The 13,774-nt window shown below is 37.3% G+C and carries 16 protein-coding genes; 7 read left to right on the top strand and 9 right to left on the bottom strand.

Going from position 1 to position 13,774, the window contains the following annotated elements; genetic code table 11:
- The first annotated feature begins 96 nt into the window (after positions 1–96).
- The gene (locus EZ444_RS27775) at positions 97–225 is read left to right on the top strand and encodes a hypothetical protein (RefSeq protein WP_262711267.1); all 129 of its coding nucleotides are present in this window, start codon (positions 97–99) and stop codon (positions 223–225) included.
- A gap of 67 nt (positions 226–292) precedes the next feature.
- On the opposite strand, the gene EZ444_RS17185 is transcribed toward EZ444_RS27775, so the two are convergent.
- On the bottom strand, positions 293–1,399 hold the full coding sequence (locus tag EZ444_RS17185; protein WP_131610383.1) for an NADH:flavin oxidoreductase: 1,107 nt from the start codon (positions 1,397–1,399) through the stop codon (positions 293–295).
- A gap of 14 nt (positions 1,400–1,413) precedes the next feature.
- Complete coding sequence (locus EZ444_RS17180; RefSeq protein ID WP_131610382.1) at positions 1,414–1,719, bottom strand: ArsR/SmtB family transcription factor; 306 nt, start codon at positions 1,717–1,719, stop codon at positions 1,414–1,416.
- A gap of 167 nt (positions 1,720–1,886) precedes the next feature.
- Between EZ444_RS17180 and EZ444_RS17175 the strand changes: the two genes are divergently transcribed.
- On the top strand, positions 1,887–3,695 hold the full coding sequence (locus tag EZ444_RS17175; protein WP_131610381.1) for a serine hydrolase: 1,809 nt from the start codon (positions 1,887–1,889) through the stop codon (positions 3,693–3,695).
- A gap of 37 nt (positions 3,696–3,732) precedes the next feature.
- Here the strand turns inward: EZ444_RS17175 and EZ444_RS17170 are convergent, their stop codons facing one another.
- Entirely contained in the window at positions 3,733–4,179 is a 447-nt protein-coding gene (locus EZ444_RS17170) for a DinB family protein (RefSeq protein WP_131610380.1), read from the bottom strand.
- A 307-nt stretch (positions 4,180–4,486) separates the two neighbouring features.
- Here EZ444_RS17170 and EZ444_RS17165 point away from each other — a divergent pair, with 307 nt between their 5' ends.
- Together EZ444_RS17165 and EZ444_RS17160 are read left to right on the top strand one after the other, a co-directional pair.
- Complete coding sequence (locus EZ444_RS17165) at positions 4,487–5,308, top strand: alpha/beta hydrolase (protein WP_131610379.1); 822 nt, start codon at positions 4,487–4,489, stop codon at positions 5,306–5,308.
- A complete protein-coding gene (locus EZ444_RS17160; RefSeq protein ID WP_131610378.1) occupies positions 5,305–5,973 on the top strand; it encodes a 1-acyl-sn-glycerol-3-phosphate acyltransferase in 669 nt (222 codons plus the stop codon). The genes EZ444_RS17165 and EZ444_RS17160 overlap by 4 nt, the downstream gene beginning before the upstream one ends.
- Here EZ444_RS17160 and EZ444_RS17155 read toward each other — a convergent pair.
- Positions 5,966–7,441: a tetratricopeptide repeat protein gene (locus tag EZ444_RS17155; protein WP_131610377.1), complete on the bottom strand. Its 1,476-nt coding sequence runs from the start codon at positions 7,439–7,441 to the stop codon at positions 5,966–5,968. The two genes, EZ444_RS17160 and EZ444_RS17155, sit on opposite strands and share 8 nt — an antisense overlap.
- Positions 7,442–7,721: 280 nt before the next feature.
- Between EZ444_RS17155 and EZ444_RS17150 the strand changes: the two genes are divergently transcribed.
- Positions 7,722–7,982, top strand: coding sequence for a hypothetical protein (locus EZ444_RS17150; protein WP_131610376.1), 261 nt, complete (start codon positions 7,722–7,724; stop codon positions 7,980–7,982).
- Positions 7,983–8,030: 48 nt separating this feature from the next.
- Here the strand turns inward: EZ444_RS17150 and EZ444_RS17145 are convergent, their stop codons facing one another.
- Complete coding sequence (locus tag EZ444_RS17145) at positions 8,031–8,906, bottom strand: DUF808 domain-containing protein (RefSeq protein ID WP_131610375.1); 876 nt, start codon at positions 8,904–8,906, stop codon at positions 8,031–8,033.
- Between the two features lie 16 nt (positions 8,907–8,922).
- Positions 8,923–9,669 carry a hypothetical protein gene (locus tag EZ444_RS17140; protein WP_131610374.1) on the bottom strand — a complete coding sequence of 249 codons (747 nt, stop codon included), beginning with the start codon at positions 9,667–9,669 and terminating at the stop codon, positions 8,923–8,925.
- 439 nt (positions 9,670–10,108) lie between these two features.
- Here EZ444_RS17140 and EZ444_RS17135 point away from each other — a divergent pair, with 439 nt between their 5' ends.
- Complete coding sequence (locus EZ444_RS17135; protein WP_131610373.1) at positions 10,109–10,750, top strand: DUF6266 family protein; 642 nt, start codon at positions 10,109–10,111, stop codon at positions 10,748–10,750.
- 31 nt (positions 10,751–10,781) lie between these two features.
- Positions 10,782–11,129 (top strand): DUF4180 domain-containing protein, encoded by a 348-nt coding sequence (locus tag EZ444_RS17130; RefSeq protein WP_131610372.1) that lies wholly within the window; start codon positions 10,782–10,784, stop codon positions 11,127–11,129.
- Between the two features lie 141 nt (positions 11,130–11,270).
- On the opposite strand, the gene EZ444_RS17125 is transcribed toward EZ444_RS17130, so the two are convergent.
- Genes EZ444_RS17125 through EZ444_RS17115 form a run of 3 tightly spaced genes read right to left on the bottom strand, consistent with a single transcriptional unit; the run spans position 11,271 to position 13,684 of the window.
- Positions 11,271–12,314 (bottom strand): NAD(P)-dependent alcohol dehydrogenase, encoded by a 1,044-nt coding sequence (locus EZ444_RS17125; RefSeq protein WP_131610371.1) that lies wholly within the window; start codon positions 12,312–12,314, stop codon positions 11,271–11,273.
- A gap of 26 nt (positions 12,315–12,340) precedes the next feature.
- Positions 12,341–13,306 (bottom strand): SAM-dependent methyltransferase, encoded by a 966-nt coding sequence (locus EZ444_RS17120; RefSeq protein ID WP_131610370.1) that lies wholly within the window; start codon positions 13,304–13,306, stop codon positions 12,341–12,343.
- 27 nt (positions 13,307–13,333) lie between these two features.
- The gene (locus EZ444_RS17115; RefSeq protein ID WP_131610369.1) at positions 13,334–13,684 is read right to left on the bottom strand and encodes a winged helix-turn-helix transcriptional regulator; all 351 of its coding nucleotides are present in this window, start codon (positions 13,682–13,684) and stop codon (positions 13,334–13,336) included.
- Between the last annotated feature and the right edge of the window lie 90 nt (positions 13,685–13,774).

The raw sequence follows: 13,774 nt of genomic DNA, 5'->3' as shown, positions 1-13,774 counted from the left end.
TGTTTGCTTTAGAAACTTACAAAGGGAAAACACCTTCCTTCCTACACTAATTACCCTTTGCTTACCTCCAAATAATACTGTCTTTTAGTTAAGGATATGAAGAAGAACGATTCTGATGAATTAATCATTGCCAATAGAGAAATACTATCTCCGAGCCCACTGAACCTTAGCAAAAAAGAGATCTATGATATCATCTCTTTTCTAAAAACACTAGACGATCAATAGATAAAATAAAAAGGCCTGATCATAATTTCTTATGACCAGGCCCTTATCTATTTCAAAAAAGTATAGATTAATCTAAAACCAGCTCGCTAAGTGCTGCTTTTGTAAAGCCTTTTAACGCTCCGGTATTTCCTTCTCTGATTTTCCTTACCCAATTTGGATCCGATAGCAATGGTCTTCCAACAGCAACAAGGTCAAAATCGCCTCTATCCATACGACGCATCAATTCTTCTAAAGAACTTGGCTCAGAGCTTTCACCCGCAAAAGCAGCTAAAAATTCACCGTTCAAGCCTACAGAACCTACGGTAATCGTTGCCTTTCCAGTTACCTTTTTTGCCCATCCAGCAAAATTCAGATCAGAACCCTCAAACTCTGGTTCCCAGAAACGACGTTGCGAACAATGGAAAATATCGACACCTGCATCAGCCATAGGGTTTAACCATGCTTCCAGTTCTTCGGGTGTTTTTGCCATTTGGTTGGTATAATCGGCAGGTTTCCATTGTGACAAACGAAGGATGATGGCAAAATCTTCCCCTACTTGTCTCCGTACTTCCTTGATCACTTCAATGGCAAAATGACTACGTTCTGGTAAGGTTTTACCACCATAACCGTCTGTACGTAAATTTGTGCCTTCCCAGAAGAACTGATCGATCAGGTAACCATGGGCACCATGAATCTCAACAGTATCAAATCCCAAACGTTTCGCATCTGCTGCTGCACGGCCATAGGCCGAAATTGCTTCAGAAATGTCGCTTTCGGTCATGGTATTTCCATTGTTAAAGCCCGGTCTATTTATGCCTGAAGGACCTTCAAATGGCTCAGATGGTAGCCATCCAGAATGGTGGTTATCCATAATTCCCATATGCCAGATCTGAGGCCCCATCTTACCTCCTGCTGCATGAACGCTTTTAATTACGTTCTCCCAACCCGACAGTGCCGCTGTTCCATGAAAATGAGGAACATTAGCATCGTTAGAAGAAGCAACACGATCAATCACTGTTCCTTCAGAAAGAATCAAGCCAACTTCACCTTCCGCTCTTTTCTGATAATAAGCGGCCACATCCGAAGTAGGTATTCCATTTGGTGAGAATGACCGCGTCATAGGAGCCATTACAATTCTGTTTTTTATATTCAATGATTTCAGACTAAAGGGTCTGAATAAGTTGTCAGTATTCATATTTATTATTTTGTTTAAATATCAGATTGGATAATTTTACTCAACTCCTCAAAAGCTACCTCGTTACGTTTGTAATAGGTCCATTGCCCTACCCTGGTAGATTCTACCAGGCCAGCACGTTGAAGAATAGATAAGTATTCGGAAACAGTAGATTGGGTAAGTCCTGCTTTTCTTTGGATCTCCCCTACACAAACCCCAACTTCGAAGCCCGCATGAACTTGCGCTGGAAAGCTTGCTTCAGGATCTTTTAACCACTGCAAGATCTCCAACCTCGTCTTATTGGAAAGTGCCTTAAATATTTCTAACTGTTTCGAATTCATAGCACAAATATATATCGACTTTTTCCGATATCCCTATTTAGAAAGAAGAGATGACGCCATCATGATAATATCGGATATTCCCGATGTGCCAATTAATATTATCTGGAAATATCGTATATTTATATTAGGGAGAAAAAATAAATTTTCTTATTTCTAACGTTCAGACTATGAAATACATCCTTACCTTATTCCTATTATCATGCATTAGTCTAGAGACTATTGCACAGGAACAGATTAAATCAACAGATACTCGTTTAGCGGGAATCGATTCTTTATTAAATAAAGTTTTAAAAGATCAACAAATTGCAGGCTTTTCTGTGGCTGTAGTGGACGGAGATTCGGTTATTTATAGTAAGGGATTTGGTTATAGGGATTTAGAGAACAAAAAACCTGTCACGTCAAATACACTTTTTGCAATAGGTTCAAGTTCCAAAGCATTTACGGCTGCATTACTGGGAATGTTGCAAAAAGAAGGAAAGCTGTCTCTTGATGGCAATGCAGCATCTTATCTTCCACAGTTGCGTTTTTTTAACGAAAATATGAATAACCAGATTACTATACGTGATATGATGACACACCGTACAGGTTTATCTCGTTATGATTTATCCTGGTATCTCTTTAATACCAGTAGTCGCGATAGCATGATCCGTAGAGTGCAGTATATGGAACCTAATGTTGGACTGCGGGAAAAGTGGCAATACAATAATTTCATGTATTTGGCGCAAGGTATGATTGCAGAAAAGTTAACTGGTAAAACCTGGGAACAGAACATAAAAGATCGTTTTTTTGTACCGTTGGAAATGAAACGTTCAAATACTTCAATAGTTGAATTTCAGAATGATTCCATTGCTTCCCTGCCCTATAAGCTGGAAGATAATCAGATTAAAAAAATGGATTACTATGATATAAGTGGTATGGGGCCGGCCGGGGCTATTAACAGTAGTGCTGACGACATGGCCAATTGGATAAAGCTATGGATAGCTAAAGGTAATTATAAAGGCAAAGAGATTCTGTCACCTGCATATATTACTGAAGCAGCAAGTTCCCAGATGGTTATTGGTAGTGGCTTGCCTACAACAGAGAAGGACATTTATATGGCCAATTACGGTTTAGGCTGGATCATCAGCTCATATAGAGGGCATTATAAGGTAGAGCACGGTGGAAACATAGATGGCTTTAGCGCTAGTGTCTCCTTTTTCCCAACCGATAAGCTCGGCGTTGTTGTGCTAACGAATCAAAATACATCTCAGGTTCCAACAATTGTATTGAATAGCATCGTTGATAAGTTATTTAAATTAAAACCTATTGATTGGAACGGAAAGGTGATTAAAGCGAAATTAAAGGCTAAGGAAATCAATACAACTAAAAAAGAGACAGATTTAATGCAAGTTCTAAATACCAAACCGTCACATCCATTAACAGAATACACTGGTGCATTTACCAATCCGGCATATGGCCTGGTAGATATTTCTTTAAAAAATGATTCCTTGCTAGCAAAAGTGGGGAAGCGTAACGTTTGGTTAAAGCATTATCATTATGATACTTTTGATTGGAAATTGATTGATAAGTATGGAAAGACAGATACATCCGAAAACAGCTTAAAACTTAATTTCAGCACAAATGTAGATGGCAAAATAGAAAACCTATCCGCTTCAATTGAGCCTGGCATGAAGCCTGCAATTTTTTCCTTGAAACCTAAAGTGGTTTATTTGGATGCTAAAACACTTGAACAATATGTTGGAGATTACACGCTCGTAACTACACAAGTCAAGGTGTCGGTTAGAGAAAAGGTACTCTATGTTTATTTACCGGGACAACCAGAGTATGAAACGATTGCTTTAGGAAATCACAACTTTGATTTAAAGACCATGAAAGGCTTTAGTGTGAGGTTTGAACTCAATGCTGAGGGAAAAGCTGAAGCCATTTATTTTATTCAACCGAATGGAACTTTCAAAGCAATTCGGAAAAATGAATAACTGTTAAATTTTTCTTACTACTCCTCAAAATAGGAGCTCATGATTTTAACCTCACAAACTGGATATAATCTGTATTAACAGGTTTAATATTGTGTAATTTCATTTCTTTAGCGATCTGCGCACGGTGATAAGTGCCATGATTAAAGACATGCAGCAAAATATCAGCAACTGATGTTTCATAATAATCACCAGTTGTAGTCTTGTACTTTATAATCGGTAACTCTGCTACCTCCGGGTATTCTATTTGTGATAATGCATTTGCACTTTCCTCAAGCAGCACTTTACAAGTTTCTAAATCGTTTACTTGCCAAACACTTACACTTGGTGTGATACCATTAATTCTAGAAACCCATATTGTTTGCGCATTTACAATGTGACTGAACAGCGAAATACATGATTCGGTAAGTGAGCTAGAATTGGCAATTAGCGCATCTAATAAAAATGAATTTGCCCAATTGTTGTATTTACAGAATTTGCTTAACATAGTTATTTTTTATTTTTTAAACTTCTCTTGCTCTTTTTGGTTTTATAGATTCTATTGGGATTTAAATATAAATTTAACAAATACCATTTTAACTTAGATAAGGCTTTTAGTTTATTTTATGAGGAAATATAAATCTTCAAAAAAAATAAGCATATTTGGCCATAATCGCGCCCTATGTATCTGTATGTAAAGATTCATAGTGTAATCATTACACAAAAAACGCTACTCGACAACTAAAAAATCTTTTTTGAGTTAGTTCACCGTTTTCACTTGATGGAGATTATGCCATGGCAATTGCTGAGCTGATATGACTGAAAATTACTTTGAAAATCCATTCGTAAAACTGCACTTCTATAAGTTTGGTTCCGGAACACAACATATGCTGTGCTTTCATGGACTTGGAATGCATGGACGACAGTTTAAACTGATAGCCAATCAACTTGGGCATCAGTATACTTTCTGGAGTTTTGATCTCTTTTTCCATAAAGAAACTCAACTGAAAGACCAGAGCCTGGCTACCATAAAAAAAGGGTTGCAAAAAAAGGAACTTGCTGCAATGATCAGTGCCTTCTGTAAGCAGGAAGGAATTGAATCCTTTTCGGTGATCGGATATTCAATGGGCTCCCACTATGCGACAACAATTGTTGAGGAACTGCCGGCAATGGTCAAAGAATATATCGTAGCCGCACCATCTTCCATAAATCCCGGTCTACTAGTCCGATTTTTTGGGAAAACCAAAGCTGGTAATATGATCCTGGAAAAGCTAATGCTCAGTGAAAAGGCAATGATTAATATCATTAATTTTTGTACACGAATTAGACTTATTGATCCTAAAAGCCGCGATATTCTTCATCAGGAAGTAGTTACCTATGAGCTAAGGTTTGCTTTATATGCCTGTTTCACCTATCTACGCCTTTTGGAGACTAATGAAGCGCAACTGATTAAATCATTGACGACACACAAGATCAAAAGTATATTTATATTTGGCAAGTATGATAAAATGTATTTGCCTACTATTGGAAAGGCATTCTTTGCCAAATACAAACTTGGGAAGGTGTTGATATTAGATGAAAGTCATGAAATGATCAATCAGAATTTTGTAAATCAATTAGTAGCTTCCCTATTATGATTATTAAAGCAAAACCCTTAAGTCCATTTTTTTTTAAGTGTGGAACTAAGATCATTGGCTGGCTCTTTAAAAGACGTTTCAACAAGATTATTCTTAGGAATATTGACATCAAACCAGACCACTCCTACCTCCTGATGTGTAATCATTTTAGCTTCCTTGATGGACTTATTGCCTATCACTTGTGTGATAAGTCGCTTAGAAAAAAAAATGGAATGAAGCAGCTTTATATCATGTCCTTGAAAAAACAGATGGAGAAAAACAAATGGCTCAGGTACTTTGGCAGTTTCTCTGTTGACCCCGGAAAACGCTCTATTAAGGAAAGCTTCGACTATGCCGCTGAAATCCTGTCTAAACCGGGTAACGTGTTACTATTCTATCCTCAGGGAAATCTGGAAAGCAGTCAGGTAAGACACATTCAATTTCAGGATGGCTTAAAACAGATTGTTCCAAAAGTAAAAGGAAAATGCCAACTCATCTGGAGTAGTAATCTGATTGAATATTTTGAAAGCACCAAGCCATCCCTATATTACAATCTGCTGGATTGTGGTACCGGTGAAGCGTTTGATTTCGAATCTTTAAAGCAACAAGTAAATCAGCATCACCGGGCGTCTATAGAGAAGAACATCAGGTTTACTAAAGAGCCTATATCCTACACGACTACTTAATTCTTGCGAGTCCTTCCTTGGCCTGGGTATCAATACTATTCTGATATTCATGACCTTTCATACCCAAGGTTAGGTTGTAATAATACTTAGCTTTAGCATCGTCATTTTTCTGCTCATAAAGGATCCCTAAAAATAAAGCAGAATTGGCTGCGAAGTAAAATGTTTCTTTCTTACCTAAATTGATTGCTTTCTGGTAGTTCAACACAGCCTGACCAAAAATATCCAAGCGATCATATATCCTTGCCATCCTATAATAAAGTTCTATCTGGTCACGTAGGGACTTCAGCTCATCTTGCGACTTATCTTTAATTTGTTCTAAAGCCTTATTGTAATAACCGCCATCAAAATAAAGCCTGGCTTTTAGAAGATCAACATCTGGCTTGGCCTCATTTGCTTCCTTCAATGCCTGCTTGTCTTTCTCATCAGTCGCATATCCCTTCGTACGAACCAGTTTAAGATAATTTGTATACCCTAACATATCTCCTTTTAAAAGGTAATAATAGGCCAGCTTTAAATAAGTGTCTTTAATGTAATTCGTGCCATTGTACTCTTTTAAATAATTGGTCAGAAAAACAGGAGCATCTTTATCCATTCTGCTTAATTTGGCATTTCCCAATAAATACTGGATAGTTGGCATTGGCGTATACAGGTTCGATTTTGGAATGTTCTCCAGATATGAAATCGCTTTATCATTTTTCCCTGTTTTAAATGCAACATAACCTTGCAGGTATGCCTTTAGTAAACTTTTGTCACCCATGTCATCTAAAAAAGAATTAAGCTTCGTATAGCTGTCCCTCCTGTGTAAGATATCTATATCCATAAAGCATAATAAGAAAATCGCTTCATCATTATAGAAACTATATTTAGTTCCCTTAATATTTGATTTAAACGTCTCCAATCGCTTTATCCCTGTCGAAATATTTCCTCTAACACCTAAAAAATCTGCTATTCCTTTTACGTTAGATGGAATGGCCCCAAATACCACTTCTATCAGTCCCATACTTTTCTGATTAGGGAGAAAGGTGCCGAATTTTTCATTGTTCTTTTTAAGCAGATTCTGCGCTTTCTTTAAATCCATCGTCGAAGCAGTATAATCTCCAAACTTTGCTTTGATCAATCCCCACTGTAGGTATACTTCTGCCTGCGCAAACAAATAATATGGCGATTGCTCGTCATTATCCTCCAAAGCATCTATCCTTTGTGCCCGTCGCTCTTTAAACTTGATATAATCTGTTTTATTTTCTGAAGTCAGCAAATGAAAATAATCAACGTAATTGTCCAAAAGAACCGAGATACCATTTTGTGGGTTACTTCTTTTCTCCTCTGCGATGTACCTTCTAGCATCGTTTAATCTCAGATCAAATATTGCTTTATAGGCCTCTGCGGCGTTGGCATTGAATACGAAATTGGCTTTTAAAGAAAGGTGGCAAAAGGCAAAGAAAAGTAGAAAGAAGAATTTACGGGACATGAAAATCTTAGTAAAAATGATTAAGGATTTAAACTATACGAATATACAAGTTATTCACAAGACAACTGGTATTCACGATTAGGGGATCACCCCAAATTTGTTACACGAAATGAATCAAGCACTTACATTTCTTCTCGTGAATTTTTCCTATTTTGGAAACATTGCTAATACGCATACCAACATTAAAGAATGACATTTCCCTACACAATTATTCGAAGCAGGTAGCGTTAAAGTTGATAATAGTTCGATATATTAACCCTATAATAATAATCCGAATTCAATGAAAAAACTGAGATCAAAAGTAGTAAAAGCGCTCAAAAAAGAATTCACCTTCGAATGCACCATCTCTTCCAGAATGAACCAGGTTATCTTAAACGTTAAGAATATAGATTTTGAACAGCATCTCGGTCAGTTAATACAACAAACGCAGCTTATTATTGACAAATACTTCCCTCAAAGAGAAGATCACCTATGTCTTGTTATTCGAGAAATCGGAGGAACAAACGAGAATAAATTTAAAATCTGGAAGCCTACTTATTAGTTTCAATCAGTATATTTCCGGCATATTTTAATAAAAATTTATCCTTATTTAAGCAACATCACGCTTAAATAAGGAGAGTATTTTTTTACCAACTGTTAAAACTGCTATCGCAATTAACCCAGCGGCCATTCCAATCGCAAACTCTTTAATTATCGAAGCTACATTAGGAAGTAGGTGGTGTAAATATTCGATGTTGTGAACAAAAATTCCACCTGAAACCAAGATCAAAGCAATTGTTCCTACAACACTTAGCATCCTAATAATAACAGGCAGCGATTTAACCAATAGAAGCCCTATACCCGCGAATAAACCCTTATCATTGGAACGTTTAATTAATTTATGGCCAACATCATCCATTCTTACAATAAGTGCAACAATGCCATAAACACCAATTGTCGCCAATAGTGCAACAATGGAAACAGTTAAAATCTGTAACATTAAACTTTTTTCCAAAACAGTTCCCAATGCAATAATTACGATCTCTACAGACAGAATAAAATCAGTTGTTACAGCAGATTTAATCTTTGCTTTTTCGGCATCATTACCATCCTGTTTAACTTCCGCGATCACCTGATGACCTGCTTTTGGGCGATGAAAAAAGTACTCGACTATCTTTTCGACCCCCTCATAGGCCAAATAAAATCCCCCTAAAACCAAGATAACTTTAATGGCAATAGGAAAAAATACATTTAATAATAATGCAATAGGAACAATAATAAGCTTGTTAATTAAAGAACCTTTAGTAATTGCCCAAAGCACTGGTAATTCCCTTGAAGAGAGAAAACCCGTAGCTTTTTCTGCATTCACAGCTAAATCATCACCCAAAATACCTGCGGTTTTTCTCGTCGCCACTTTAGCTGTCACCGCAACATCATCCATTAAAGCAGCTATATCATCTAAAATTGCAAAAAAACCTGAAGCCATATTTATACGATCAATACTAAAACTTAATCAATAAGCCTTCAGAAATCAGTTTATCATTATTGTAATATTCAAAAAACCATTTCCCATCTTTTTTCAGTACCACTCCTTTAGATTGACCATTGTCAGCTATAAAACAATCCTGTACTGAGGTTTTAAAAAGAGTCATCACTTTTTTGGGCGTGGTATCTATCAGCTGAAAGCCATTTGCTGTTGCCTGGGCATATAATGTTCCCGAAGGTTCGGTACTTTCAACGGCTGCTGCTACCACCGGTGGTTGATTTGGAGGTGCTACACCAACTTCCACAGCTTTTACACTTTCAACCTTTCCCGCTTCGGCAGTAAAAGTATAAGGAAGCTCATTTAAAGAAACAAAGGCGTTTCTTAAAGCTTCATTATAAGAAGCATTAAATTCCTTTTCTCTGCTTTTACCTTCTTTCCCTTTAAAAATCACATTTCCCTGGCAGTCTTTTAATATCAGTCTAAGTGTGGTGGTAAACATTCCTTTTTTCTCGGTAACATTGGCATTCAATGCCTTACACTTATTATTAGCTAGCTCAGTCGGCAAATCCTTATTATCAAAATAAACCGTAAAACCCTTTTCTTCCAACAGGATCTTAGTTAGGTTGTTTAGGCCATACTGGTGTGCCTCTTTAAAAAAACTGTATTGCTCCGGCACCAATACATATTTGTAGTTGTTGATCGTGTTTTGAGCATATCCCGATAATGTCGTGAATAATAGAAGTAGTAAAAGATATCTTTTCATAGTATAACAAAATTCTAAGATCATAAAGATAACGCATTAGTTTCAGCCCATCAATAACCTTTACTAATTTAAAGACCGTCCAAACATCGATGCTTTTATGACACCCCCATCAATCAGAATAGTTAACAATTGTTAAAAAAAACAGACTTTCTGCTCCGTAACCAGGATGTTACATTCAAAGGATTTCACCCTAAAAGTTTCTTTATAGTTAACTCTATAAGGGCAGTCTGCAACCCCTATTTACCCGGACATTACCCGGACGTTACTCGGACATTACCCGGACACTACTTGGCTGGATCCGGGTAGTGTCCGGTTAACAGCCGGGTAACATCCCTTAATACATCGTGAATTAAATTACCTCAAAGTACAATCGGCTAAAAGCATGCAAATTGACAATCAGCATCTTAGTGCATACATTAGGAAAAAAAAACAAAAAACTATGGCAAGAATTAACAATGGTATTTTGGGTGGTATTCAGGGTAATGCAGGTCCAGTAGAGGGCTATGTAAGATACGGGGTAGCCTATGTTAGGGGAAAGAAAAGAAAACGTACCACTCCCCCAACCCCAAGAGAAAAAATTCAAAGAAAGAGAATGGAAGTAGTGAATAATTTCGTCAACAGTATGACGGATTACATTCGAATAGGTTTTGAAGCAGCAGCTGAAGGTCGGCCCTTCTCGCCCAACAATGCTGCCAAATCCTATCAACTGTTACATGCACTCCATGGCGAATATCCAGACATCAGCATTAATTACCCAGCAGTGCGCTTAACTCAAGGAATCATTGAGATGCCCTTAAACCCAGAAGCAACAGCCGAAGGCAACGGCGTTCGTTTTAACTGGACTTACAACACCGCATTAAATTGGAACAACAGAGGAGCACGAGTAATGGTATTGGTTTATGTCGAAGAAACAGGAGAATCATTTTACCAATTTACTGGTGCCAGAATCACAGAAGAGACAGATTTTTTAGAAATGCCGACAGCAATAAAAGGCTTACAACTTCATGCCTATATGTCTTTTGTTGCAGATGATAGAAGAAGCATAAGCAACAGTATATATCTTGGGAACCTTGTTATATAACAAATAGTTTCTAATTTCGTTTATGCCAACCATGAGAATCATCAGCCACCAGACAGCGCAGCTTAAAACCGCAGAGATCATCAGTGATGATTTGTTGATTGTTAATGCTGAGGATACCCTACAGCTAATTGTTGACATATACTATCAAGGTTTCGATCGGATTTTACTTTTTGAAAAGAATGTAACACCAGATTTTTTTGATCTCAAGACCCGCCTGGCGGGAGAAATCCTGCAAAAGTTTATCAACTATAAAATGCGGCTTATCATTGTCGGCGATTTTAGCAAATACTCAGGGCAAAGCCTTAAAGATTTCATATATGAAAGCAACAAAGGCAAACAAATAAACTTTCTTGCTTCATTTTCAGAAAGCCATTATTGACCATTTATAAAGTAAAGAACTTATAACATCAGACAAAGTATTTGAAAAAAAGCCGTTTTTCTTTATGAAAAACGGCTTTTTTGGTGGACCCAACTGGGCTCAAACCAAAAAAGGTTACATGATTAACAAGCGGTAATCAAATTATAACGTTGCCATATCAATTACAAACCTGTAGCGTACGTCGCCTTTTTCCATGCGTTCATAAGCAGTATGAATATCTTTCATATCAATCATTTCTATCTCAGAAACAATATTATGCGCTGCACAAAAATCAAGCATTTCCTGAGTTTCAGCAATGCCTCCTATACCAGAACCAGCAACACTTTTCCTGCCGCCTAATAAACTAAAAGCAGGGATTTCTGCTGGTTTAGATGGAACACCCACACAAATAAGCGTACCATCGGTTTTCAGTAAAGATAAATACATTTTAAAATCATGCTCTGCTGAAACAGTATCCAGGATAAAGTCAAATGTGCCCATTGCAGCCTTAACCTGTGCTTCATCGGTAGTAACTACAAAACCCTGGGCGCCCAATTTTTTTGCATCTTCTTCCTTTTTAGGTGAGGTGCTTAGCACAGTTACTTCAGCACCAAAGGCTACGCCAAATTTAACAGCCATATGGCCCAATCCACCAAGACCTAATACGGCAAGTTTATGCCCCTTACCAACTTTCCAATGTCTTAAAGGAGAATAAGTAGTAATACCGGCACACAATAGAGGCGCTACAGCAGCCAGGTTTAGTTTGTCCGATACATGCAGTACAAATTCTTCCCTAACCACTATGGTATTGGAATAACCGCCATAGGTTGGTGTTTTACCGTCTCTCTCTAAACTGTTATAAGTACCCGTATTACCTTCTAAACAATACTGTTCCAAGTCTTTCTTACAGTTTTCGCAAACCTGGCAAGAGTCTACCATACATCCAGTACCGGCAAGATCACCTACTTTGAAATTTTTCACATGGTCGCCAACTTTAACTACACGGCCAACAATCTCATGTCCGGGAACCATTGGAAATATACCTGGAAACCAGTCGTTTTTAATCTGATGCAGATCTGAGTGACAAACCCCACAAAATAAGATATCAAACTGTACATCATGCGGGCCGACTTCGCGGCGTTCAAAAGCCCATGGAGCTAAATCTGTATCTACGCTTTGCGCTGCATATCCTTTTGTTTCTATCATATTATAAATATAAATAATTGTCTTCTTTATTTTTCTATTACCCTAAAACCAGGCCTTTTATCCAGAGCGTATTTAATATTCAAGTTTATCACTCCTTGTTTTCTATTGACCTTTATTTTCTCCAACAAATTTAGTGAGCTATCATTTAAATTTAAAATATTGCCATCATTAATCCTGATCTCCGTCATAAAGTAGAGCTGGTCGCCCTCAGATAGGTTGGCTTGAATATTCTGATCGTTGAAGTTCCAGTTTCTCATTGAGGAATTCTCGATAATGGAATAAATCGATTCTTTATTAAAATTGATTAATTCAGCAATTCTTTCCGGTTCTCTAGAACCTCTGGTTAGCTTGCAAAGTGATACTTTAATTTCTTCAGGTAAAAAGACAACTTCTTTAGGCAATTGGCTTGCAAGATTAAGCATGATCGCCACCTGAGGTTCTGCAATCAGAGCCCGAGACATCGTTTCACTTATTACAATATCAATCCCAGATGAGGGCACATCCCATAACGAAGCATCACATTGATGAATGTTTTTAACATAAGCATGCAAATCGAATAAGTCGATAACCTGTTCTAGTATCTCAATACTTTCAGGGTTAATCTCCAGAAATGTAAATTGTACGTCTTCAGGCTTGAGCATCATCATAATCGGTAATGCGAGTGCTGCGAATGGCCCGGTTCCAGCATATAGAACATGAATTGGTCTTCTATTTTTGCCTATCGCTCCTAATACAGATGAATAAAGAGCCCTTGAAAAGCGTTGGGTTCTAAAAATCTCCCTGATACAATTCGCAGCCCAAAAAGTGCCTATTGCATTGCCATTAAGAGTTTGAATATGTTCTCTTCCAGCCGAACCATTAACATCGAATTCCTCAAATAAAAGATCAGCATACCCCATTATCGCAGGGGCGAGTTTATCATGAAAGTTTTCGAGATTGAGGATATCTATACTATATTGGGACAGTCGCTCTTTTAATTCTGTTTTTTTCAATTTGATCAATCGTTATATGGTTTAATTCTATTTACCAATAATTACTTTACGATGCGCTATTCCCCATTCTGCCAGGTTGTTGATAATAGTCTTTAACGTCATGCCATATTCTGTTAATTGATATTGAACAGATATAGGCTGAGTATCTAATACCGTTCGCTTGATCAGTTTATTGATCTCCAGGTCCTTTAATTCTTTACTCAACATTTTGTTTGATATTCCCTGCACATCAGTCAGAATGTCAGAAAATCTTCTTTTGTTATAATAGCAAATGGACGAAATGATGGAGATTTTCCATTTCCCGTTCAAAATGTCCATCGCATCGTGGATGGCCATAATCTCTTTTTTGTGCCCTATTTGGCATTCATTTTCTGTCATAAGTTACTTTGTTACCCGAAAGTTACTGTTACTTTTCGTTACAAAGTAACCTAAATAACTTTACCTATTCTAACTTTGCAGCATAAATAA

Source organism: Pedobacter hiemivivus (genome assembly GCF_004331685.1).
GTDB classification, from domain to species: domain Bacteria; phylum Bacteroidota; class Bacteroidia; order Sphingobacteriales; family Sphingobacteriaceae; genus Pedobacter; species Pedobacter hiemivivus.
This window is presented reverse-complemented; position numbering and strand designations above follow the sequence as displayed.

Coding starts and splice junctions, on each gene's coding strand:
- EZ444_RS17130 (WP_131610372.1), top strand. CDS start 10,782: ATGAGAATCATCAGCCACCAGACAGCGCAGCTTAAAACCGCAGAGATC.
- EZ444_RS17170 (WP_131610380.1), bottom strand. CDS start 4,179: ATGTTAAGCAAATTCTGTAAATACAACAATTGGGCAAATTCATTTTTA.
- EZ444_RS17145 (WP_131610375.1), bottom strand. CDS start 8,906: ATGGCTTCAGGTTTTTTTGCAATTTTAGATGATATAGCTGCTTTAATG.
- EZ444_RS17115 (WP_131610369.1), bottom strand. CDS start 13,684: ATGACAGAAAATGAATGCCAAATAGGGCACAAAAAAGAGATTATGGCC.
- EZ444_RS17150 (WP_131610376.1), top strand. CDS start 7,722: ATGAAAAAACTGAGATCAAAAGTAGTAAAAGCGCTCAAAAAAGAATTC.
- EZ444_RS17180 (WP_131610382.1), bottom strand. CDS start 1,719: ATGAATTCGAAACAGTTAGAAATATTTAAGGCACTTTCCAATAAGACG.
- EZ444_RS17155 (WP_131610377.1), bottom strand. CDS start 7,441: ATGTCCCGTAAATTCTTCTTTCTACTTTTCTTTGCCTTTTGCCACCTT.
- EZ444_RS17175 (WP_131610381.1), top strand. CDS start 1,887: ATGAAATACATCCTTACCTTATTCCTATTATCATGCATTAGTCTAGAG.
- EZ444_RS17165 (WP_131610379.1), top strand. CDS start 4,487: ATGACTGAAAATTACTTTGAAAATCCATTCGTAAAACTGCACTTCTAT.
- EZ444_RS17135 (WP_131610373.1), top strand. CDS start 10,109: ATGGCAAGAATTAACAATGGTATTTTGGGTGGTATTCAGGGTAATGCA.
- EZ444_RS17125 (WP_131610371.1), bottom strand. CDS start 12,314: ATGATAGAAACAAAAGGATATGCAGCGCAAAGCGTAGATACAGATTTA.
- EZ444_RS17185 (WP_131610383.1), bottom strand. CDS start 1,399: ATGAATACTGACAACTTATTCAGACCCTTTAGTCTGAAATCATTGAAT.
- EZ444_RS17160 (WP_131610378.1), top strand. CDS start 5,305: ATGATTATTAAAGCAAAACCCTTAAGTCCATTTTTTTTTAAGTGTGGA.
- EZ444_RS17140 (WP_131610374.1), bottom strand. CDS start 9,669: ATGAAAAGATATCTTTTACTACTTCTATTATTCACGACATTATCGGGA.
- EZ444_RS27775 (WP_262711267.1), top strand. CDS start 97: ATGAAGAAGAACGATTCTGATGAATTAATCATTGCCAATAGAGAAATA.